This window comes from Nitrospiria bacterium (assembly GCA_035498035.1).
In the GTDB taxonomy this organism is placed as follows: domain Bacteria; phylum Nitrospirota; class Nitrospiria; order JACQBZ01; family JACQBZ01; genus JACQBZ01.
Map to the genome: position 1 here is coordinate 55885 of DATKAN010000038.1, position 20095 is coordinate 75979.

A 20095-nucleotide genomic window follows, 5' to 3' on the forward strand; every position below is an offset into this window, starting at 1 on the left:
GTCTTAATCAGGAGGAGTATTGCGCATGACCGGCCTCACGCTTCATCCGATGAAAGAGATCCGGATCGTCATTCAAGGCGAACACGTGAAATTTGCGACCGATTTGCTGGACGCCATCAAGGCGACCGGCTACACAATCATCCACAATATCTCGGGCAAGGGCCACCACGGTTTCCACACCGCCCATCCGATGTTCAACGAGATGGACAGCCTGGTGATGCTGATGACCGTCGTCCCGGAGGAGAAGGTGGAGCCGATCCTGGCCGGACTGAAGCCGGTTTTCGACCGCTACACCGGGGTCATGTTCGTCTCGGACGTCGCCGTCAGCCGCGCCGAATATTTTTCGGGGCAGGAAGGGCAGAAGTAAAAAAAGATTTAACACTCATTTAACCCCGCCTTGATCATTTCGTCTCTTTCGTCTGGCATAATCACGCCTGAACGAATCATAATCCGCTCAACTCATCGACAGATAAGGAGATTCCGTCATGAGCCAAAAGAAAATCACGGCGCTTTTGCTCGCTTCGCTCCTGTACGCACCCGCGGCCCACGCGACCGACCTCATCGCGATCGGGACGGTGAACGGCGCCTACGAGGATTTCTCGACCCAAACGGCCGCTCCACTGGAAAACGGCGTGCCGGGTAACCGGCTCGGCGGGGTGGGTTCCGGCCTGGCCTATGCCGGGGGGACGACCTTCATCGCCATCCCGGACCGGGGTCCGAATGCCAACCCCTACAACAGCCTGGTCGACGACACCGTGTCCTATATTGACCGGTTTCAGACCTTTAATTTTAGCCTCTCGCCGAGCGATCCGGGTTCGGCCCTCCCTTTCACGCTGACCCCCATGCTCACCGACACGACGCTGTTGTCGAGCCGTAGCCCGCTCGTCTACGGCACGGGTTCCGGTCTGGGACTGGAAAGCGGCGCGCCCGTTTTGAATGCCGTGAATCACACGCATTATTTCACCGGCCGTTCGGACAATTTCGATCCGTCCAGGCTCTCGACCTATCCCGGGGACGCCCGTCTGGATCCGGAGGGCGTGCGCGTCTCGAACGACGGCCGGAGCGTTTTCATTTCGGACGAATACGGCCCCTATGTTTACCAGTTCGACCGCGCCACCGGAATGCGCATCCGGTCTTATGCCCTGCCCGACAACCTGGCCATAGCCACACTTAGCCCGCAGAAAGATGTCGAGATCGGCTCGAATACAGTCGGCCGCGTCACCAACAAGGGCATGGAAGGCCTCGCGATTACCCCGGACGGCGAGATGCTTGTGGGGATCATGCAGGCCAACCTGGAGCAGGATAAGAAAAAGAGCCTGCGGATCGTCACCATCGCCATCCGGAGCGGTGTCGTCCACGAGTACGCCTACCTTCTCACCGACGGATCGGGCGTCAGCGAAATCGTCGCGGTCAACAACCACCAGTTCCTGGTGGATGAACGGGACGGCTCCGGCATGGCCGACACGCCCCTGCTCACCGATACGGCCTCCGCGGCCCAGGTTAAGGAAATGTTCCTGATCGATCTCGACGGTGCCCGGGACGTCACCGCGTTGAGCGGCGATCTCTCGGGTTACGCCGTCCCCAAGAGCCTGTTCCTCGACATCGTCGGCAAGCTGAATGCCGCCGGCATCGACAGCTTCCTTATCCCGTCCAAGATGGAGGGCGTGGCGTTCGGGCAGGATGTGATCTTCAACGGGGCGACCAAGCACACCTTGTATATCGCCAACGACGACGACTTCCTCGCCGCCATCGCCGACCCGCTCAAGCTCCCGAACGATCCCACCCGCGGTCTCGTCGCCAACCCGAACCAATTTTATGTGTTTGCCTTTGACGACAACGACCTTCCGGGTTATGTTCCCCAGCCGGTCCGGGAACCGCGCGGGCGGGGACACGACGGGGACGACCGCCATTGATGGGCCCGGACAGCATCAAAGAAAATGATCGGGTGGTTTTAACGGCCGATATCCCAAAGGAAGGGCTGAAAACCGGCAACGTGGGCACGGTCGTGCGCGTTTTCAAAGGCGCCGGGGCTTACGAGGTCGAATTTCTAACGCCCGAGGGCGATCCGGTTTGCGTCACCACGGTTCATGCCTCCCAGGTGCGTCGCGTCGGCGAAGAGAAAATTTCAAACGCCGGTCAATGAAAGATCGGCCTTGGATCGATATTCACAATGGGCGATTTTCCTTTCCTTGAACACCGCCCGTTCTCTCATAAGGATCAGGAAGCTGAACTCCCGAGGCTCCGGTTTCTTTGTTAGGATTTTTTTTCTTTTTGTGACGGAAAAATTGACACTTGGCGCTATCACCCCCCGAAAATCGGGTTTGACAGATCCGATAATCATACAATTGTACAGATAGATCAAGGCCTTGCAGCCTTCGTGAAATTCGGCCTAAGAAAATGGTATGCTTTCTGCAAATATCCCGCATATGATTTCCGCGCCCCTATATCGTGACTTCTTACAAATCGTTTCCACCCGTCTGCCTTCACTTCCGGATAAACCGGAGGAGACTCCGGACCGCATCATACACGCGCTATGGCTCAAGGCCGCGGGCGTCTCCGTTTCCGTTGAGCATGCGGGCGAGCTTGCGCTTCCCGCGCTGGATCGATCCGCCGTCGCAAAGCTGCGCGACCTTGTGGCCCGACGCCTAGCCGGGGTTCCCATTTCCTATCTCACGGGGCGTCAGCGTTTCATGGGATTGGAGTTGCAGGCGGACCCGGGAGCCTTGATCCCGCGCAAGGAAACGGAACTTCTTTGTCGATCGGCCATCGATGTATTACGTCGCATGGCGAGCCGGAAGGAAAATTTAACCATCATGGATGTCTGCACGGGTTCCGGAAATCTGGCGGTGGCGCTGGCCCATTATGTGTCACACGCCCGCGTATTCGCGTCGGACCTTTCGCCCGAAGCAGTCGAGGTGGCGAGACGGAATGTCCGGTATCTGGAACTGGACAAGAGAGTGGAAATAAGGGCGGGAGATTTATTCGCGCCTTTTGAAGACCCGTTCTTCCATGGGAATGTCGACCTGATCACCTGCAACCCCCCCTACATTTCGAGCGGGAAGCTGGAGGCCATGCCGGAGGAAATCCTCAAGCACGAGCCTCGCCTGGCCTTCGATGGGGGGCCCTTTGGAATCCATGTCCTGAACCGCTTTATCCAGGATGCGCCGCGTTTTCTCCGCAGAGGCGGATGGGCGGTCTTCGAAGTCGGCCTCGGGCAAGGTCGGGCGATCTTTCAGCGGCTCGCCGGCGACGACCGGTTTCGAAAGATTATTCCCATTCAGGATAGTTCCGGCCGAGTGCGCGGAATCATGGCCTCGCGTTAGTATCGCCTCCCTCCGGACTCTGCGCTTTCCTCCTCACCCATTGCCCGTTACTTCCCACGCTTTCTTGACCCGTTGGCTCCAAAGGGATATAATCCGCCATCACACGACGGGGTCAGGCTTCCTAGAATAAAACACTGGGATAAAAATGAACGGACCCCTCTACCGGTTTTTTGCCGACGATCACCGGCGGCTTGAGGAGTTTTTGAATCGCGCCGCGACGGACCCGGCCGCGATCGACACCTCGGCCTATGATGAATTTCGTCGGGGCCTTTTAAAACATATCGGCCTCGAGGAGAAAATTCTCCTTCCGGCGGCCCAGCAGGTATTGGGCGAAGCGCCGTTTCCGATGGCGGCCAAGCTCCGTCTCGATCATGGCGCCCTCGCCGCGCTGACCGTCCCGCCGCCCTCGCCCGGCGTCATCGCCGCACTCCGCGCAATCCTGACCGATCACGACCGCCTCGAGGAAGTGCCCGGCGGGGTGTATGATCAGTGTGAACGGCTCATCGGCGATGGAATCGGCGATCTGCTGATCCGGCTGCGTCGCGCGCCGGACCTGGAGGCGATGCCTCCGAATCCCGATCCCCGTGTGTTGGACGCGGTCCGTCGGGCCATGACTAGGGCGGGGTACAATTTCGACGACTACGCCGGAATGTGACTCGATCTCACCCGGCTCTCCGAAAGATGATCCGATAGGCCAGCAGAATCAGGATGGAGCCGACCACGGCGGCGATGAATCCGGAAAGCTCGCCGGTGATGGAGACGTTGAGGTACTGGCCCAGATAAGTCGCCAGGCCCGCCCCCGCGATGCCGATCAGCGGCGTGACGATGATCCCGCTTGGATCGTCTCCCGGCATGATGATCGTGGCCGCGATGCCGGCCAGTACGCCGATGATCACGGTTCCCACGACGCCCATGCCGCCGAGCAACTGCAGAATCGAGTTCACCTGTTCCATCACGCGCCTCGCTCGAGATTTCCAATGATCGTCCCTATATATGTATCCGTATAACTCAAGGAATGCCGGAAGTCAAGAGCCGCCTCGAATGTTTCCCGGATTTGAATGAGTCCGGAATTCGGAGGAAAACAAAAAAGGCCCCCCGATTGAAATCGGGGGGCCTTTTCGTTTGCGCGTCGAGAGTACTATATCTTAACGACGTTCGTGGCCTGGGCGCCTTTCGGTCCCTGGGTCACTTCAAATTCCACGGCCTGGCCCTCGTCAAGAGACTTGTAGCCTTCGTCCTGAATCGCCGAGAAATGGACGAAAACATCTCCGCCCGTTTCCTGCTCGATGAATCCAAAGCCTTTGCCGGCATTGAACCATTTTACTTTTCCTTTTGCCATCTTGTTAATCCCTCCCTTCCTATTAAATTCGCCTTACTTCAGACTTCGTGAAAGCGACATAAAAAAACCGCAGGGCCTCGTGTGAAAGACTCTGCGGTTGATCAGACCTTCAAAACTCCCGAAACAAAGCTGGGGTTAATGTAACAGAAGAATACCGGAGATGTCAACTAATATATTTTGCCGCCCGGCCGGATGCCGCGCCGCACGGCCATTTCACGACCGACCTCGGCCAAGTCGGATTTCTCCAAAACATTGCCGGCCAGGGGAAAGATATCGGAATCCTCCACGGCGATATGCCGTTCGTACGTCTTCTTCAAATCATCCAGGACCTGAGACAGCCGCTTCGCCTCCCGGGTCGAAAGACGGCCCTCGGCCAGCCATCGTTGACCGAGTGTTTCGACTTCGGCGTGCACTTTTTCGGCCTTGTCGTGATCCGCCTCCAAGGTATCGAGCGCGGCGAGAGCGGTCTGAACCTGTTTGTTTTTGGATTTACGCATCCGCGGAAACAGGGATTCTTCTTCGTCCCGCGTATGATTCGGGGCGGCCTCTCGGAAGTAGCGAAGGGCTTTCTCCAGGGCCTCCCGTCGCTCTGCATTCAACTCACAGCCGCCGGTCTGTGCGATCTTGATTAACAATGACAGGAAGGATTCGATCCGACGGTGGCAATCGCCGAGCAGCCCCACCGGATCCGAAAACGAACTCTCCGGCTTCTGACCTATTTTGATTGGCATAAGCATTGCCTTATTTGAAGGGATGTCTTCAGAATAGCGAAGCGGGTGAGTTGGTGTCAACTTGTCCATTAAAAAAGGACGAATAAATTGAGTCTGTATCGTAATAAATGGAAATATAGAGGGGAGAGGAATTTCCAAAAACGGAGGGGTTTCCTTTTGGGTTACAGGTAGATATCTAAAATTCTACTAATCGTATTCCAATTTCGTGTGGTGATCTTTCGGCCGAATTGTTTTTCGAGAAAACCCATGAGGTCCGTTGTTCCGGTGCTTGGAGACAGCGTCACGACGCTGAAAACCGCGCTTTCGCTCGCGTGCAGGAGGCGGAGACTTTTGTCGGGGGATCGGTAGGGGATCTTGAGGCCGCCCCTGGGTTTCTCGGAGAGGAAGGTGACGTAACGCCTCGTTTGGGGCGTCATTTTTATCTCTTTAAAGGGATTCCTCTCGGCCAGCCGTTGTAATTCCGCGATCGTCCGGACCAGCACGACGATCTCATGTCCTAATTTCTTTTTCAGCCTTCCTTCGATGGATAGGCCGAGTTCCCGCGGACTTGCATTCGGCGAATAGAAAATTACATTGCCGCTCGCGAGGATCGTCCTGACATTTTTAAACCCGAGCGACTCGAAGGCCTTCTTCAACGCATCCATCTTGACGGGTTTCTGCCCGAGGTTGTTGATCCCGCGCAGAAAGGCCGCGTAGGAGCTTTGTCTGTCGCCCCGCTCCGACTTCATGCCGGGCCATTACACCTCGACTTCGATGCTGTTGCCCGACACGCGGACCTTGTGGCTCTCGACTCCCTTGGTCGCCGGCGCCCCGAGGGCGTTTCCGGTCTTGACGTCGAAGACCGCGCCGTGCCAGGGACAGGTCACTTCGTTCCCCGAAAGTTCGCCCTCCGACAGCGGACCGCCCCGGTGGGTGCAGGTGTCGTCGATCGCGTAATAAGTCCCGTCGACATTGAACAGGGCGATCTTCTTTCCGCCCGCCTCGACCTTTTTTCCTTGTCCGGGGGCCAGGTCCCCCGTCGTTCCGACTTTTACATATCCCGCCATACCTTACCTCCTATTATTGTTCAAACGGAGTTCATTGCGTCACAGTGTTTTCATGTCGATGCTGAAACGATACCGAACATCTCCTTTGAGGACGCGCTCGTAAGCCGCCTCGACCTGCTGGATCGGAATCACCTCGACGTCGGAGGTGATGTTCCGGGCGGCGCAATAATCCAGCATCTCCTGAGTCTCGCGAATGCCGCCGATCATCGAGCCGGCCAGTTGTCTTCTCTTGGGAATGAGCGAGAAGGCCTGAAGCTCCAACGGTTTTGCCGGCGCCCCCACGAACACCAGGGCTCCGTCACGGCGCAACAGGTTCAGATACGCGTTGAGATCATGGGGAGCGGACACCGCGTCGAGAATGAAATCGAAACGGTTGGCATGGGCGGTCAGGGTCTTCGGGTCCTTCGTCACAATGAATTCATGCGTACCCAGCCGGCGCGCATCCGGCTCCTTCGATTTGGAGGTGCTGAAGACCGCCACCTCCGCGCCCATCGCGGCGGCCAGCTTGACGGCCATATGTCCCAAACCGCCCAGCCCGACTACGCCAACCCTCCGTCCCGGGCCGACGCCGAAATGCCGGAGGGGGGAGTAGGTCGTGATTCCGGCGCAGAGAAGGGGAGCCGCGTTCGCCGGTGGAAGGTTTGCGGAAATCTTCAAGACGTAATTTTCATCCACGACGATCTGGGACGAGTAGCCGCCGTAGGTCGGAGTTTTTCCGTCCTTCTCGCGGCTGTTGTAGGTGAAGTTCGGCCCGCGCTCGCAGTACTGCTCCAGTCCTTCCTTGCAGCTCGCGCAGGTCCGGCAGGAATCGACGAAGCATCCGACCCCGGCCAGCTCGCCCGCCTTGAACCGTTTCACGGCGGAACCGACGCGGGTCACGCGCCCGACGATTTCATGTCCGGGGACCATCGGGTAAATGGAGCCGCCCCACTCATCCCGCGCCTGATGGATATCGGAGTGGCAGATGCCGCAGTAGAGGATTTCGATCAGCAGATCGTTGGGGCCGGGTTCGCGCCGCTCGAAATTGAACGGCTCGAATTTGGATGACGGACCTTTAACGGCGTAACCGCGCGTGGCCAACATGACGAACCTCCTTGGTTAAAAGGGATGAAGGAGCACGAACACTCACGATAATCCCGGACCGTTTCACAGTCAATAAAAATTTGCGTGCCGGGAGAACTTATTCCGGCGGCGGGGTGGGGCTTTGAACCCGCTCCAGTCCTTCGCGGGCCTCGGAGTTGCGGGGGTCGAAGGCGAGGGCCTTTTGATATTGGTCGCGGGCCTCGTCGGGTTGCGAAAGGGCTTCATCGACCTGTCCGCGCAGGGCGTAGACCCGGGCCATCCAGACCGAATCGTCCGAGAGGTAGAGCTCGGCCTGACGGAGCGGGGCCAATGAGTGGGAATAGTCCTTCTTTAAATATCGGGCCTGGCCGAGATAATAATAGGCGTAGGGATTGTTCGGATAGAGCGAGATCGCCTTTTGAAAAACCGAGTCCGCTTCGTCCAAGCGGCCCGAAGCCAGGAGCTGGCGGCCCTCATCGGTCAATTGCAACGAGGCCTCCTGTTGCCCGGTCCGGGAGGAGTCGGTCGTGCCCTCCGTAATCGGAGGCAAGGGCGGCTCTCCCGAGGGGGGCTCCCCGGGCGACGGGATGCAGCCCGGCACTAAGGCGAGCGCGACCGCGAGGACCCACCCGGTCCGGACCGAATGAAATTTCCGTTTCGGCATCATCGCTACGAGATCAACTGCTTGAACCACCGGTAGATTTTATTCGGAAGCCTGTCCGGTTCGCCGCAGTGGAGCTGCGGCTGGGTCCCCTGGATGAAGGCCTCCCGGATTCCCTCCGGGCAGTCGCGGCCCGAGATCAGGCCGGAGGCCGGATCGATCGTTTCGAAGACGATCCCGGGCGGGACGGAGAAGCGGGAGACCGGCTGTCCGTCCGTGGCCTGTTTCATAAAGTCGGTCCAGATCGGGAGGGCGGCCTGCGATCCGGTCAGCTTCAGATCGGCCGGGCTCGATTCGCCCGCCGGGCCGGCGTCGAACCCGACCCAGACGAGGGAGAGAAGGTCCGGCGTGAAGCCCAGAAACCAGGCGTCCTTGTCGTTGCTGGTCGTCCCGGTCTTCCCGGCCACCGGCCGCGTGAAACCTCGGCTCACGACGCCCCGCCCCGTTCCCCGCTCGACCACGCCCTCGAGAAGCGTCGTGAGGAGAAAGGCCTGCTGGGGCGTAAGCGCGGGCGTCATATCGAGCGTTTGCCTTTCGAGCACGCGCCCGTCGGCCGAGACGACCTCTTTCACCGCGATCGGCTCGACCCGGATGCCGCCGTTCGCGATCGTGCCGTAGGCGATCGCGATCTCGAGCGGAACGACCTCGGAGGTTCCCAGGGCCAGCGAGGGGACGTTCTTCAAGGGGCTCCGGATTCCCATCGCCTGGGCCATCGCGATCACGCGCTCCGTCCCGATCGAATCGGCCAGCCGTACGGTCGCCGCGTTCAGCGAGTTTTCGAGCGCCGTCCGCAGCGTCACCGTGCCGTGGTAAACCTTGTCGAAATTCTGGGGCGTCCAGAGCCCGTCGGGCGAGGGGAGGCTGACCGGGGTGTCCTCGATCCGCGTGGCGGCTGTGTAGGGCGAGCCGTCGGCGGTGACGGCATGGGACAGCGCGGCGGCGTAGACGAAGGGTTTGAAAAGCGATCCGGGCTGGCGTCGCGCCTGGACGGCCCGGTTGAACTGGCTGACGGCGTAGTTCCGCCCGCCCACCAGCGCCTTGATCTGGCCGGTCTGGGGCTGGACCGCGATTAGGATCCCTTGGAGCTTTGCCGCCGGGTCGCCGCGACGGAGATGGGGATAGGCCGACTCGAGCCCCCGCAAGCCCTTCGAGAGGACGGTCTCGGCCGTCCGCTGCTGCTGCGTGTCCAGCGTGGTGAAAATCCGGAAACCTTCCGAGGTCAGGACCTCGGGCTCGTAATGCTCCGCGAGCTGCTGACGGACGAAATCGACGAAGTAGGGGGCGAACCGCTCCTGCTGCACCGGCGCGCCGGAGGGCAACGGCTCGTCGAGGGCCTTGCGGTGGTCCTCCGGGCCGATCCTGTTTAGCGTGAGCATCCGGTCCAGCACATACGCCTTCCGCGCCGCGGCCCGCTTCGGGTTGTGAAACGGCGAATAGATGTTCGGCGATTTGATCATCCCGGCCAGGAGAGCCGACTCCCCGAGGGTCAGCTCCCGGGGCGGCTTCCCGAAATAGAACCGGGAGGCCTGGCCGATGCCGTAAACCCCCATCGTCCCGCTTTGCGCGAAATAGATCTCGTTGAGGTAGGCCTCGAGGATCTCATCCTTGGGATAGCGCAGGTCGAGCAGGATCGACATGAAGATCTCGTTCAGTTTCCGGCTGAGCGTCCGCGACTGATTGAGATAAAAATTCTTGACGAGCTGCTGCGTCAGCGTGCTGCCGCCCTGGACGATCGCCCCTTCCCGGAGGTTCACCCAGCCCGCGCGGAGCAGGCTTCGGGGCTCGATCCCGCCGTGTTGGTAGAAGCGGCTGTCCTCGGCCGCGAGGACGGCGTCGATGAGATGCCGCGGGACGTCGTCGAGCCGGACGAGGTCGCGCTCCTCCCAGGCCTGGTCGTAGAAGGCCGCGATCAGCTCGGGTTCGAGCTCGACCAGGGCCAGCCGGTTTTCGGACGGCTCCTCCCGGATCGCGGTGATCCGGCCCTTGTCGAGATCGAGCCGGACCGGAAATCCATTGAAAACATGATCCGGGTATTCGAAATCGTGGAGGTAGAGCGTGAGCGCATCCGGCTCGAGTTGGTATTCGCCGGGATGGGCGGGCGGCGTCGCGACGGGGCGGTAGTCCAGCCGCCGGAGGCGGTCCGGAAGCCGGAGGCCGTCGATTTCCTGTCCGGGATAAAGAATGAAGGAATCGGAATAAACCTTGGAGGGCAGCCGCCAGCGTTGACCTTCGAAGCGATGGGTGACGATCGCGTACAGGACGGCCAGATAGATCGCGAACAGGATCGTCAAAAGGGGAACGACCCCGATGAGTATCCTCCGGCGGTGCTTCCAGAGCCGGGAGGTCCCGCGTGAAAGATCCCGAAAGAGGGTCTGTAGGATGTCACGAGGCAAGGACTTCCAACCTTTCTTCAATAAAGCGATGCCCGACGATCCGGTAGGCCTTCACGCTCGGCCGGTCCGGGGTCTCCAATGAAATGATAACATAGAGCGGTTCGGGTTGGTTCATCTTGCTCCAGTTGGGAGAAAAATCGTTGGCAATATTGATGTCGGTCGGGGAGGGGTGGTCCGGACCGTTCGGATGAGAATGATAGACAACCTGCAATTCAATTTGACGCAATCGTATGTCTTTCTGCGCAAGAGACATTTCCTGGGCGTCCATTATAAAAGCGACCTTGGCACGGTCTTTTGGAGACCGGCGTTGGAGGTCGGCGACTTTTGCATCGTCGAAGTTCGATAGTTCGGCTCCTTCCATAGCGACGACGTTTGCAACCTTGTAACCGTGTGTAACTTGACCATCCTTCCCGGCTAGGAGGCCGCAACATTCGAAGGGAATTTCGGCCTCGGCGTGGACCAACATCTGGTCGTGGATCGCTTTCGGGATTTTCAGCATCGGATCGGATGGATCAGAGCGTGCAGGACTGTTCGTAGTCCAGGAGCTTCGTGATCCTGGGCGACTTTCCGCAGAGCGGGCAGTCCGGATCCTTGTGGACCTTGACTTCACGAAACGTCATTTCGAGCGCGTCATAGATCATCAACCGGTCGTACAACGGCCGGCCGATGCCCAGGATTTCCTTCAAGGCCTCCGTCGCCTGCAGGACGCCGACCGTCCCGGCCAGGACGCCCAGAACGCCGGCTTCCTGGCAGCTCGGCACCAGTCCGGCCGGCGGCGGTTCATGGTAGAGGCAGCGATAGCAGGGATGCCCGGCATGGGCCTTGATCGTCGTGACCTGGCCGTCGAAGCGGAAGATGCTGGCCGAGACCAGGGTCTTCTTCGTGAAAAAACAGGCGTCGTTCATCAGGAAGCGCGTCGGAAAATTGTCCGAGCCGTCCAGCACGATGTCGTAATCCGGGAGGACCTCCATGACATTTTCCGAGGTGAGCCGCGTTGGGTACGCGCGGACCCGGACGTCCGGGTTCATGGCCGCGATCGTCTCCCGCGCCGATTCGACCTTGGGCGTGTTCAGGCGGGCGGTGGTATGGATGATCTGCCGATGGAGGTTGGACAGATCCACCGCGTCGGCGTCCACGATGCCGAGGGTTCCCACTCCGGCCGCGGCCAGGTAAAGCGCGGCGGGTGATCCCAGACCCCCGGCGCCGATGCAGAGGACCTTGGCCTTGGCGATCTTCTGCTGGCCCTTTCCCCCGATCTCTTTTAAAATGATGTGGCGGCTGTAACGCTGAACCTGTTCTTCGGAGAATTCCATTTTGTTATTTATAGGGGCTCACGTCGCCTCCTCCACACATCGGCTGCAAACCGCCGAGTGCAGGCCGGCAAAGCCGGATGGAGCGACTCGACTGAGCTCGTCGAAGTTCTCACCCTCTCGCGAGCTGTGCTCGCTGATTTAATAACTCACTCGATGATATTTCGTTCGATGGGGTCCACCTTGACCCCCATTTTCTTGAGGCCTTCCACGGCCCGTTCGATTTCCTTCGGGTCACCGGTCAGCTCCAGGTCCACCCATCCCGTCTTTTCCGTGACATCGGCCCTACGGATATTCGTGATCACCTTATAGTTCTGGCCGATCTGGTAGATGACCGGCTCTTTGATCTTGTTTTCCGGAAACGTGATATGGACCTTTATGCTGGCCATCGAACGACCTCCCCGTCGGCGCCGCCCGCGATCGCCGGGATGATCGAGACTTCATCCCCTTCGTTGAGAACGGTCGCCTGCCCCTGTTTGAACCGGATGTCCTCCTCGTTCACATAGATGTTGACAAAGCGCCGGATCTGATTCGCTTCGTCGCAAATTCGGTTCTTGATGCCGGGGTACTGTTTTTCCAGGCGCTCGATCACCTCTCCGACATCTTTCCCGGCCACCTCCACCACGCTTTGTCCGGCGGTGAGCGACCGCAGCGGCGTTGGAATTCGAACCTTCACCGACATTACGCATTCCTCCGCTTGATGTTCTGAAAAGTATCTTCAAAGCTGGTCAGGCTGGGCTGAATCCGGAACGGGGAACCCACGGCCTCCAGGACGGCCTCCTGCGTTTTCAATCCGTTTCCGGTGATGTAGGCCACCGTCAGATCCCCTTTGCGGATCACACCCTGCTCCACCAATTTTTTCAGGACCGCGACGGTCACCCCGCCGGCGGTCTCGGCGAAAATTCCCTCGGTCTCGGCCAGCAGGGTGATGCCCTCGACGATTTCCGGGTCGGTGGCCGCCTCGATCGATCCGCCGGTCTCTTTCGCGGTTTTCAAGGCGTAATATCCGTCGGCCGGGTTTCCGATCGCCAGCGACTTGGCGATTGTCTGCGGCTTCACCGGCTTGATGAAGTCCCGTTTGGCCTTGAAGGCCTCGGCGACGGGCGAACAGCCCTCCGCCTGGGCGCCGTTGACCCGGGTTTTGACCGGCGGGATCAGTCCCAGCTGCTCAAACTCCTTCAGCCCCTTCCAGATCTTAGTCAGCAGGGACCCGGAAGCGATCGGCACGACCACGTGGTCGGGGCTTTGCCATCCGAGTTGCTCCACCGTTTCGTAGGCCAGCGTTTTGGATCCCTCCGCGTAATACGGCCGGATGTTGATGTTCACGAAGGCCCAGGCGTATTCCGAGGCGATCTCGCTGCATAGGCGGTTGACGTCGTCGTAGTTGCCTTCAACGGCGACGACCCGCGGCTTGTAGATCAGATTGCCGAGGATTTTGCCCGCCTCGAGATCGCTGGGGATGAAGACGTAGCATTTCAGCCCGGCCTGCGCCGCATGGGACGAGACGGAATTGGCCAGGTTTCCGGTCGAGGCGCAGGCGACCGTGTCGAAACCGAACTCTTTGGCCCGGGTGAGGGCCACGGCCACGACCCGGTCCTTGAAGGAAAGCGTCGGATGGTTCACCGTGTCGTTCTTGAGATACAGCGCGTCGAGCCCCAGCGCGCGCGCGAGGTTGTCGGCCCTGACCATCGGGGTGAAACCGCCGTGAAGTCCGACGGTCGGGGGGCCATCGACCGGCAGAAGGGCGGCGTATCGCCACAGGCTTTTCGGCCCCTGCGCGATCGTTTCACGCGAGATCATTCCGCGAATCGCGTCGTAATTATAGTTCACCTCGAGCGGACCGAAGCAAAACTCGCAGACATGGAGCGGCTCGGCCGGATACTCCTTCCGGCATTCTCGGCATTTAAGACCTTTGATCTTGGCCATGGTTTTGGTGTACGGGCGACCGGCCGGTCGCCCGTACGGACCTCCCAGTTTTTATATTTCGCAGACCGGCGGTTCGTACTCGAGCAGCTCGGTAATCGTCGGTCGATCCCCGCAGAGAGGGCAATGAATCTGACGTTTGACCCGTGCGATGCGAAAATGGGCGGTCAGCGCGTCGTAAATGAGCCAGCGGTCGGTGAGCGGCTGGCCGATGCCCAGGATGAGCTTCAGCGCCTCGGTCGCCTGAATCGTTCCGATCACCCCGGCCAAAACACCGAGCACCCCGGCCTCCTGACAGGTCGGGATCAAACCGTTCGGGGGCGGCTCGCGATGGATACAACGGTAACAGGCGCTCTGGCCCGGACGGATGGTGATCACCTGTCCGTCAAAGCGGAGGATCCCCCCGTGGATCAGCGGCTTTTTCGCAAAAAAACAGGCGTCGTTGATCAGGAATTTGGCCGGAAAATTATCCGTTCCGTCCAGGATGACGTCATAGTCGTTCAGGATCGAGAGGGCGTTCTTGGCCGTCAGCCGTTCATAATAGGTCACAACTTTCACGTCCGGGTTGATCGCGAGCATTTTGTCCTGGGCCGAGATCACTTTGGGCTGGTCCACATCCGACGTGTGATGAAGAACCTGCCGGTGGAGGTTGGAGAGATCGACCCGATCGCCGTCGATGATCCCGATCGTTCCCAGCCCCGCGGCGGCGAGGTACAACGCCGCCGGAGAACCCAATCCGCCGGCGCCGACGATCAGGACCTTCGCCTGACAGATCCGCTTCTGCCCTTTCCCGCCGACTTCGGGAAGGATGATGTGGCGGCTGTAGCGTTGTATTTGTTGATCGTTAAATTCCATATTGATATGGGCTCGCGTCGCCCCCTCCGCTGGCGGAGTCGGATGGAGCGACTCGACCGAGCTCGTCGAGGTCCTTCCCCTCCCGCTCGCTTTGCTCACCGGGTATTCCGATTAAATATTTTAAATATTAAAATACTTCTCAATGCTGATATACCGCTCGCCGGTATCGGGGAGCACGGTCACGACCTGCTTCCCGGGACCGAGGGCCCTGGCCACTTTCTGGGCGGCGAAGACATTGGCTCCGGAGGAGATCCCCACCAGCAGGCCCTCTTCCCGCGCCAGAAGTTTTGCGGTGCGGTAGGCATCGTCGTCCGTCACCGTGACGATCTTGTCGAGGATGCGTCGGTTCAGCACCTTCGGAATGAAGCCGGCCCCGATGCCCTGGATTTTGTGCGGCCCCGGTTCGTTTCCGGAAAGAACGGCCGACGCCGAAGGCTCCACCGCGACGATCTGAACCTCGGAGCGGCGGGACTTAAGCACCTCGCCCACGCCCGTAATCGTGCCGCCCGTTCCGACCCCCGCCACGAAGGCGTCGATCCGGCCGTTCATCGCCTCCCAGATCTCGACCGCCGTCGTCCTGCGGTGGATCTCGGGATTCGCCGGATTGGAGAATTGATCCGGCATAAAGTAGGTCGGGTTCTGCTCGAGAAGCCGCTCCGCCTCCCGAATCGATCCGCGCATTCCTTCCCACGCCGGCGTCAGCACCAGCTGGGCGCCGTACGAGGACAGGAGACTGGCCCGTTCCATGCTCATGCTCTCCGGCATGACGAGGATTAACTTGTACCCGCGAACGGCCGCGATCATGGCCAGGCCGATGCCGGTGTTTCCGCTGGTCGGCTCGACCATGGTGGCGCCGGGCTTCAGCCGACCCTGCCGTTCGGCCTCTTCGATCATGTTCAGACAGATCCGGTCCTTCACGCTGCCGCCGGGGTTGAAAAATTCCACCTTGGCAAAAACGACGGCCCCGTCCGGCGGGCTCAAACGATTGAGCCGGACCATCGGCGTGCGGCCGATCAACCGTGAAATGTTATCGTGCCATTGCCCCGTCATCTTTTTTTTGGGGGCCTGCGTCGCCCCCTCCGCCGGTGGAGCGGCTCGACTGAGCTCGCCGAAGTTCTCCCCCACTCGCTCGCATTGCTCGCTGGATAAAGACCCCCGCCGCCTCCCATGAAGAAAAGCAACTCCAGCATATCGCCTTCCTTCAGCGTCGTGATGGCATAGGCCTCCCGGTCGACAATGGTTGAATTCAGTTCGACCGAGACCATACGTGGCTCGATTTCCTTCGCCCGGAGCAATTCCAGGACCGTATTCGCCTCAATTTCCTCGGGCTTGCCGTTGATTTTAATCCGCATAACCGATGATCCGTTACAACCCCGTGAGTCGCCACGCCGATTGGCGTACAGAATTCACCACCAAAGACCTACCAAGTTAACAGAAAATGACCAATACTGTCAAGAAGTTTGGTCAGGATCCTGACCGATGATCCCCACAGATTTGTCCTGACCCGGCCAAAAAATTTGTGGGTCGAGAATATTCCGGTTGATTCCGAGGGAAGGAAAATGGGTTGGGATGGTTGAAGCCCCCCCGCGCCGAATATTCCGCCCATCCGGGTCTTCCGATCCGCGCGACGCCTGTGATCCTCCCGTCAATTATGTCGTCCGTTATGGGCGGCGATGCCTCGCGGCGGTTCTCGGCCTTCTATGGAGGTGGAATGGGACATCGCTTGGATGTCGACCTTGTCGGCCTGCGGCGTGATCGCGTCGTCGGCCGTGAAACTTATTTTCGATTTTATTCGATCCCCTTATGATTAAATTTTCACGCCTAACAGACTACAGATCGGGGGAGCAAGCAACCCGTTACCCCAAATGTAGTGTCTGATCCAATTTGATAATAAATTCCATTATCTAATCGTTTTTTTTCTTGACAAGAAACTCGCGAAGTGTATACTTGTGGCTGCAAGTGGGATAAAGTGGGATGAAATGGAGTTTCCGGGGATATAGTGGAGTAGGGTGAGGGCGATGTTCCTGGGCCGGTTTCAGCATACGGTGGACTCGAAGGGCCGCGTCAGTATTCCCATTAAGTTCCGGGAAACCTTGGCCGAGCGTTACGAGGAGACCCTGATCGTGACCACCGACCTCGACCAATGCCTCGTGGCATATCCCATCGAAGAATGGCGGATCATGCAGGAAAAGGTCAAGACGATCCCGGCCATGCAGCAGGAGGTGAAGGACTGGCTGCGGTTTTTCTATTCCGGCGCGGTCGAATGTCCGTTGGACCGGCAGGGAAGGATCCTGCTTTCGCCGACCCTCCGGGAGTATGCCCGGATTACGAAAGAGATCATGATGCTGGGTATCTTCAACAAGATTGAAATCTGGGATGCCAAGCGATGGAAAGAGAAAGAGTCCCAGATGCCGAAAAACTCCGAGAAGATCGGGGCGGCCTTGTCCGGTCTCGGTCTTTAGCCACGGACGAAGATCTTGGCCATATCCCGGTTCTTAAAGACGCGGTGATCCGGGCCCTTCGCCTGCGACCCCACGGAATTTGGGTGGATTGCACCCTGGGAGGCGGGGGCCATGCCGAAGCGATCCTGGAGGCGACGGCGCCCGACGGCCTGCTCTTCGGGATTGACCGGGACGGGGAGGCGGTTCGAAGATCGGGAAAGCGGCTGGAACGGTACGGGACCCGCGTGCGGCTATTACACGACGGTTTTAAAAACCTCGGGGTGCTTCTGAGAACGCAGGGTGTTCAGGGGGTCGATGGAATCCTGATGGATTTGGGTGTGTCCACAATGCAATTGATGGATTCCGAGCGAGGATTCAGTTTTCAAATAGACGGTCCGCTCGATATGCGCATGGACCGGAGGTCGTCCCTTACCGCCGCGGCATTGGTGAATTCCCTTTCCGAGCCTCAACTCGTACAGATCCTGTTTGAATACGGGGAAGAACGGTGGGCCCGACGTATTACCCGGGCCATCGTCCGTGAGCGTCAGAAGGCTCCCGTCACCCGGACCCTCCAGCTCGCCGACCTGGTCCGCCGGGCGGTTCCCCGGTTGGGGCGGGGGCAGAGAATCCATCCGGCCACCCGAACCTTTCAAGCCTTGAGGATCGCCGTCAACCAGGAACTGGACCAGCTGGGCGCCGGGTTGTCCGAGGCCGTTACGCTTCTGAACGGCAACGCGAGATTGTGCGTCATCTCGTTTCATTCCCTGGAGGACCGGATCGTTAAAAGGACCTTCAAGGCCCTGACCCAGGCCGAACCGGGACGGTTTCGATTGGTCACCAAGAAGCCCGTCGTTCCCGGTCCGGACGAGATTCGGATGAATCCGCGCGCCCGAAGCGCCAAGCTCCGCGGGGTGGAACGGGTTCAGGACGCGGCGGACCGGAACGATCCGGGGACGGTGTTCGGATGATGCTTCGGCGCATCGGGATCGGGACGGTCTTCTTTGTCGCGATCCTTCTGGATATTTGGCAGCACGTGCATATTGTGACCATGGGATACGAGGTTGAGCAGGCCCAACAAAAACGGAAGGAGCTGCAGCAGATTCACCAGCAGCTCCTCGTCGAAGCCGAGACCCTTTCGGCCCTGGATCGCATCGAGCGGATCGCGGTCACGAAACTCGGGATGATCAAACCGCAGGAGGGGCAGGTTGTCCTGGTCCAAAAAGGTACGCCCTCCGGCGCGGTTCCCGACGGAATGACACGGCTCCAGGTCGCGAAGAAAGGACCATGAGATTCCTTAACGGTTCAACGGGCCGAATCTTTGTCACCGGCGTCCTTTTGGCGGTCGGATTTCTGGGGGTCGTCGTTCGTTTGTGCGCGTTGCAGGTTGTGGAGGCCAGCGATCTGTCGAAACGCGCCGAACGACAGCACGAGAAGAGCGTTACCCTGGAAGGGGAACGCGGAACCATTTTTGACCGGAAGGGCCGAATCTTGGCCACCAACGTCGAAGTTCCTTCCATCTATGCGATCCCATCTCTGATCGCCGATCGCAAAGCGGTGGCGCCCGAACTGGCCCGGGTTTTACGATCCGATTCCCGGTCGATATTAAAACGTCTGGACGGCAATAAGAACTTCGTCTGGATCGAACGCAAGGTCAGCCCCGCCGTGGCGCAAAGCGTGAAGGAGCTGGGGATTGAAGGCGTGGGCATCTTAAATGAAAGTCAGCGGTTCTATCCTAAACGAAATTTGATGAGCCAGCTGTTGGGATTCGCCGGCGTGGATAATCAAGGGCTCGAGGGCATCGAGCGGGCCTATAACCAAGTCCTTCAGGGGGGGAAGGAATGGGCGGTTGTGGAGCGTGATGCGTTCGGCCACCCGATTTTCCAGAAGGGGTTGGATTATGCCGCCCCTTCCCGAGGGAAGGATATGACGCTGACGATCGATGAGGTGATCCAGCACATCGCCGAGACCGAGCTGGACGCCGTGATGGAACAGACCCGTGCGGACGACGGCTCGGTGATCGTGATGGATCCCAAAACGGGCGAGATTCTGGCCATGGCCGTCCGTCCGGAGTTCAATCCCAACCGCGTTGAATCGCAGCATCCCGAGGTATGGCGAAACCGGGCCGTGACCGACCCCTACGAGCCGGGCTCGACGTATAAAATCATCACGGCGTCCGCGGCGCTGGAGGAGCATGTGGCCAACCCGGACGACATTTTTTACTGTGAAGAAGGACGAATGGCCATCGCCGGCGGCGTCTTCCGGGATCATGAGAAAGAAGGCTACCTGACGTTTCGGGAGGTGATCCAAAAATCCAGCAACATCGGGATGGCCAAGATCGCCTCGCGGCTGGATGAGGACCGGTTGTACCGATACAGTCGTGCCTTTGGAATCGGCGAAAAGTCCGGGATCGATCTCGAAGGCGAATCGCCCGGAATGATCAGGGAGCCGCGGTACTGGTCGGGGCGCTCGCTGGCCTCGATCGCGATCGGACAGGAGGTGGCCGCCACGCCGCTTCAGATCGTCACGGCGGCTTCGGCCATTGCCAACCGGGGCCTGCTGATGCGCCCGCATCTCGTTTCGGAGATCCGGGATGCGAACGGCCATGTGGTTCAGTCCTTTCCTCCCGAAATCAGACGGCGTGCCGTGTCTTCCGAAACGGCCGATCGAATGATAGACATCCTGGAGGGAACGGTATCGAAACGCGGCACGGGAGAGAAGGCGGCGATCCCCGGTTATCGGGTGGCCGGAAAAACGGGAACGGCTCAGAAGATTGATCCCGTGACGAAGCAATATTCGAACCAGGACACGGTCACTTCCTTTGTCGGCATCGTGCCGGCGGATGATCCCCGGATTGTGGTGCTCGTCGTGGTGGACGATCCCAAGGGGGCGGCCTGGGGGGGCACCGTGGCGGCTCCCGTATTCAGGAATATCGCGGAGCAGGTCCTTCGATACCTCGGGGTTCCGCCGCGGTCGCAGGAGCGCATCTTGCTGACCTCGGCCGGTTAGGCGCT

The 20095-nt window shown here is 59.5% G+C and carries 25 protein-coding genes; 9 read left to right on the plus strand and 16 right to left on the minus strand.

Annotated features, from left to right (window positions below; genetic code table 11):
* Nucleotides 1-25: 25 nt before the first annotated feature.
* The 5 genes from VMN77_07875 (at nt 26) to VMN77_07895 (ending at nt 3978) form a co-directional block, all read left to right on the plus strand.
* On the plus strand, nt 26-367 hold the full coding sequence (locus tag VMN77_07875; protein HTN43700.1) for a P-II family nitrogen regulator: 342 nt from the start codon (nt 26-28) through the stop codon (nt 365-367).
* A 118-nt stretch (nt 368-485) separates the two neighbouring features.
* Entirely contained in the window at nt 486-1913 is a 1428-nt protein-coding gene (locus VMN77_07880; protein HTN43701.1) for an esterase-like activity of phytase family protein, read from the plus strand.
* Nucleotides 1913-2143: a DUF4926 domain-containing protein gene (locus VMN77_07885; GenBank protein ID HTN43702.1), complete on the plus strand. Its 231-nt coding sequence runs from the start codon at nt 1913-1915 to the stop codon at nt 2141-2143. The genes VMN77_07880 and VMN77_07885 overlap by 1 nt, the downstream gene beginning before the upstream one ends.
* Before the next feature lie 259 nt (nt 2144-2402).
* The gene (gene prmC, locus VMN77_07890) at nt 2403-3323 is read left to right on the plus strand and encodes a peptide chain release factor N(5)-glutamine methyltransferase (GenBank protein HTN43703.1); all 921 of its coding nucleotides are present in this window, start codon (nt 2403-2405) and stop codon (nt 3321-3323) included.
* Between the two features lie 145 nt (nt 3324-3468).
* Complete coding sequence (locus VMN77_07895; protein HTN43704.1) at nt 3469-3978, plus strand: hemerythrin domain-containing protein; 510 nt, start codon at nt 3469-3471, stop codon at nt 3976-3978.
* Nucleotides 3979-3985: 7 nt separating this feature from the next.
* On the opposite strand, the gene VMN77_07900 is transcribed toward VMN77_07895, so the two are convergent.
* The 16 genes from VMN77_07900 to thiS all read right to left on the minus strand — a co-directional run bounded on the left by VMN77_07900 (nt 3986) and on the right by thiS (nt 15995).
* Nucleotides 3986-4276, minus strand: coding sequence for a GlsB/YeaQ/YmgE family stress response membrane protein (locus tag VMN77_07900; protein HTN43705.1), 291 nt, complete (start codon nt 4274-4276; stop codon nt 3986-3988).
* A 185-nt stretch (nt 4277-4461) separates the two neighbouring features.
* On the minus strand, nt 4462-4662 hold the full coding sequence (locus VMN77_07905; protein HTN43706.1) for a cold-shock protein: 201 nt from the start codon (nt 4660-4662) through the stop codon (nt 4462-4464).
* Between the two features lie 167 nt (nt 4663-4829).
* Complete coding sequence (locus VMN77_07910; protein HTN43707.1) at nt 4830-5393, minus strand: hemerythrin domain-containing protein; 564 nt, start codon at nt 5391-5393, stop codon at nt 4830-4832.
* A 161-nt stretch (nt 5394-5554) separates the two neighbouring features.
* Nucleotides 5555-6121 carry a DUF1697 domain-containing protein gene (locus tag VMN77_07915; protein ID HTN43708.1) on the minus strand — a complete coding sequence of 189 codons (567 nt, stop codon included), beginning with the start codon at nt 6119-6121 and terminating at the stop codon, nt 5555-5557.
* 9 nt (nt 6122-6130) lie between these two features.
* Nucleotides 6131-6439 (minus strand): non-heme iron oxygenase ferredoxin subunit, encoded by a 309-nt coding sequence (locus tag VMN77_07920; GenBank protein HTN43709.1) that lies wholly within the window; start codon nt 6437-6439, stop codon nt 6131-6133.
* Nucleotides 6440-6478: 39 nt separating this feature from the next.
* A complete protein-coding gene (locus VMN77_07925) occupies nt 6479-7522 on the minus strand; it encodes an NAD(P)-dependent alcohol dehydrogenase (GenBank protein ID HTN43710.1) in 1044 nt (347 codons plus the stop codon).
* Nucleotides 7523-7619: 97 nt separating this feature from the next.
* A complete protein-coding gene (locus tag VMN77_07930) occupies nt 7620-8168 on the minus strand; it encodes a tetratricopeptide repeat protein (GenBank protein HTN43711.1) in 549 nt (182 codons plus the stop codon).
* A gap of 2 nt (nt 8169-8170) precedes the next feature.
* On the minus strand, nt 8171-10555 hold the full coding sequence (locus tag VMN77_07935; protein ID HTN43712.1) for a PBP1A family penicillin-binding protein: 2385 nt from the start codon (nt 10553-10555) through the stop codon (nt 8171-8173).
* Entirely contained in the window at nt 10545-11054 is a 510-nt protein-coding gene (locus VMN77_07940; GenBank protein HTN43713.1) for a M67 family metallopeptidase, read from the minus strand. Before VMN77_07940 ends, VMN77_07935 begins: the two co-directional genes overlap by 11 nt.
* A gap of 13 nt (nt 11055-11067) precedes the next feature.
* The gene (moeB, locus tag VMN77_07945) at nt 11068-11868 is read right to left on the minus strand and encodes a molybdopterin-synthase adenylyltransferase MoeB (protein HTN43714.1); all 801 of its coding nucleotides are present in this window, start codon (nt 11866-11868) and stop codon (nt 11068-11070) included.
* 146 nt (nt 11869-12014) lie between these two features.
* Nucleotides 12015-12254 (minus strand): NIL domain-containing protein, encoded by a 240-nt coding sequence (locus VMN77_07950; protein HTN43715.1) that lies wholly within the window; start codon nt 12252-12254, stop codon nt 12015-12017.
* Complete coding sequence (locus VMN77_07955) at nt 12242-12547, minus strand: ubiquitin-like small modifier protein 1 (GenBank protein HTN43716.1); 306 nt, start codon at nt 12545-12547, stop codon at nt 12242-12244. Before VMN77_07955 ends, VMN77_07950 begins: the two co-directional genes overlap by 13 nt.
* Nucleotides 12547-13791: a threonine synthase gene (gene thrC / locus VMN77_07960; GenBank protein ID HTN43717.1), complete on the minus strand. Its 1245-nt coding sequence runs from the start codon at nt 13789-13791 to the stop codon at nt 12547-12549. The genes VMN77_07955 and thrC overlap by 1 nt, the downstream gene beginning before the upstream one ends.
* A gap of 51 nt (nt 13792-13842) precedes the next feature.
* Nucleotides 13843-14643 (minus strand): molybdopterin-synthase adenylyltransferase MoeB, encoded by an 801-nt coding sequence (moeB, locus tag VMN77_07965; protein HTN43718.1) that lies wholly within the window; start codon nt 14641-14643, stop codon nt 13843-13845.
* Nucleotides 14644-14763: 120 nt separating this feature from the next.
* Nucleotides 14764-15693, minus strand: coding sequence for a cysteine synthase A (gene cysK, locus VMN77_07970; GenBank protein HTN43719.1), 930 nt, complete (start codon nt 15691-15693; stop codon nt 14764-14766).
* Nucleotides 15690-15995 (minus strand): sulfur carrier protein ThiS, encoded by a 306-nt coding sequence (gene thiS, locus VMN77_07975; protein HTN43720.1) that lies wholly within the window; start codon nt 15993-15995, stop codon nt 15690-15692. The genes cysK and thiS overlap by 4 nt, the downstream gene beginning before the upstream one ends.
* 666 nt (nt 15996-16661) lie before the next feature.
* Between thiS and mraZ the strand changes: the two genes are divergently transcribed.
* From mraZ to VMN77_07995, 4 genes are read left to right on the plus strand one after another with little or no spacing between them, the layout of a single operon-like run.
* Nucleotides 16662-17105 carry a division/cell wall cluster transcriptional repressor MraZ gene (mraZ, locus tag VMN77_07980; GenBank protein HTN43721.1) on the plus strand — a complete coding sequence of 148 codons (444 nt, stop codon included), beginning with the start codon at nt 16662-16664 and terminating at the stop codon, nt 17103-17105.
* 23 nt (nt 17106-17128) lie between these two features.
* Entirely contained in the window at nt 17129-18052 is a 924-nt protein-coding gene (rsmH, locus tag VMN77_07985) for a 16S rRNA (cytosine(1402)-N(4))-methyltransferase RsmH (protein ID HTN43722.1), read from the plus strand.
* The gene (ftsL, locus tag VMN77_07990) at nt 18049-18372 is read left to right on the plus strand and encodes a cell division protein FtsL (protein HTN43723.1); all 324 of its coding nucleotides are present in this window, start codon (nt 18049-18051) and stop codon (nt 18370-18372) included. Before rsmH ends, ftsL begins: the two co-directional genes overlap by 4 nt.
* Nucleotides 18369-20090 (plus strand): penicillin-binding protein 2, encoded by a 1722-nt coding sequence (locus tag VMN77_07995; protein HTN43724.1) that lies wholly within the window; start codon nt 18369-18371, stop codon nt 20088-20090. The genes ftsL and VMN77_07995 overlap by 4 nt, the downstream gene beginning before the upstream one ends.
* The last annotated feature ends 5 nt before the right edge of the window (nt 20091-20095 follow it).

Excerpts from the sequence above, each read along its gene's own strand:
- VMN77_07950 (HTN43715.1), bottom strand. The coding sequence starts at position 12,254 with ATGGCCAGCATAAAGGTCCATATCACGTTTCCGGAAAACAAGATCAAA.
- thiS (HTN43720.1), bottom strand. The coding sequence starts at position 15,995 with ATGCGGATTAAAATCAACGGCAAGCCCGAGGAAATTGAGGCGAATACG.
- VMN77_07930 (HTN43711.1), bottom strand. The coding sequence starts at position 8,168 with ATGATGCCGAAACGGAAATTTCATTCGGTCCGGACCGGGTGGGTCCTC.
- VMN77_07885 (HTN43702.1), top strand. The coding sequence starts at position 1,913 with ATGGGCCCGGACAGCATCAAAGAAAATGATCGGGTGGTTTTAACGGCC.
- VMN77_07925 (HTN43710.1), bottom strand. The coding sequence starts at position 7,522 with ATGTTGGCCACGCGCGGTTACGCCGTTAAAGGTCCGTCATCCAAATTC.
- ftsL (HTN43723.1), top strand. The coding sequence starts at position 18,049 with ATGATGCTTCGGCGCATCGGGATCGGGACGGTCTTCTTTGTCGCGATC.
- VMN77_07900 (HTN43705.1), bottom strand. The coding sequence starts at position 4,276 with ATGGAACAGGTGAACTCGATTCTGCAGTTGCTCGGCGGCATGGGCGTC.
- VMN77_07880 (HTN43701.1), top strand. The coding sequence starts at position 486 with ATGAGCCAAAAGAAAATCACGGCGCTTTTGCTCGCTTCGCTCCTGTAC.
- VMN77_07910 (HTN43707.1), bottom strand. The coding sequence starts at position 5,393 with ATGCCAATCAAAATAGGTCAGAAGCCGGAGAGTTCGTTTTCGGATCCG.
- prmC (HTN43703.1), top strand. The coding sequence starts at position 2,403 with ATGCTTTCTGCAAATATCCCGCATATGATTTCCGCGCCCCTATATCGT.
- moeB (HTN43714.1), bottom strand. The coding sequence starts at position 11,868 with ATGGAATTCTCCGAAGAACAGGTTCAGCGTTACAGCCGCCACATCATT.
- thrC (HTN43717.1), bottom strand. The coding sequence starts at position 13,791 with ATGGCCAAGATCAAAGGTCTTAAATGCCGAGAATGCCGGAAGGAGTAT.
- VMN77_07995 (HTN43724.1), top strand. The coding sequence starts at position 18,369 with ATGAGATTCCTTAACGGTTCAACGGGCCGAATCTTTGTCACCGGCGTC.
- VMN77_07920 (HTN43709.1), bottom strand. The coding sequence starts at position 6,439 with ATGGCGGGATATGTAAAAGTCGGAACGACGGGGGACCTGGCCCCCGGA.
- VMN77_07895 (HTN43704.1), top strand. The coding sequence starts at position 3,469 with ATGAACGGACCCCTCTACCGGTTTTTTGCCGACGATCACCGGCGGCTT.
- cysK (HTN43719.1), bottom strand. The coding sequence starts at position 15,693 with ATGACGGGGCAATGGCACGATAACATTTCACGGTTGATCGGCCGCACG.
- VMN77_07940 (HTN43713.1), bottom strand. The coding sequence starts at position 11,054 with ATGCTGAAAATCCCGAAAGCGATCCACGACCAGATGTTGGTCCACGCC.
- VMN77_07915 (HTN43708.1), bottom strand. The coding sequence starts at position 6,121 with ATGAAGTCGGAGCGGGGCGACAGACAAAGCTCCTACGCGGCCTTTCTG.
- VMN77_07875 (HTN43700.1), top strand. The coding sequence starts at position 26 with ATGACCGGCCTCACGCTTCATCCGATGAAAGAGATCCGGATCGTCATT.
- VMN77_07955 (HTN43716.1), bottom strand. The coding sequence starts at position 12,547 with ATGTCGGTGAAGGTTCGAATTCCAACGCCGCTGCGGTCGCTCACCGCC.
- moeB (HTN43718.1), bottom strand. The coding sequence starts at position 14,643 with ATGGAATTTAACGATCAACAAATACAACGCTACAGCCGCCACATCATC.
- VMN77_07905 (HTN43706.1), bottom strand. The coding sequence starts at position 4,662 with ATGGCAAAAGGAAAAGTAAAATGGTTCAATGCCGGCAAAGGCTTTGGA.
- mraZ (HTN43721.1), top strand. The coding sequence starts at position 16,662 with ATGTTCCTGGGCCGGTTTCAGCATACGGTGGACTCGAAGGGCCGCGTC.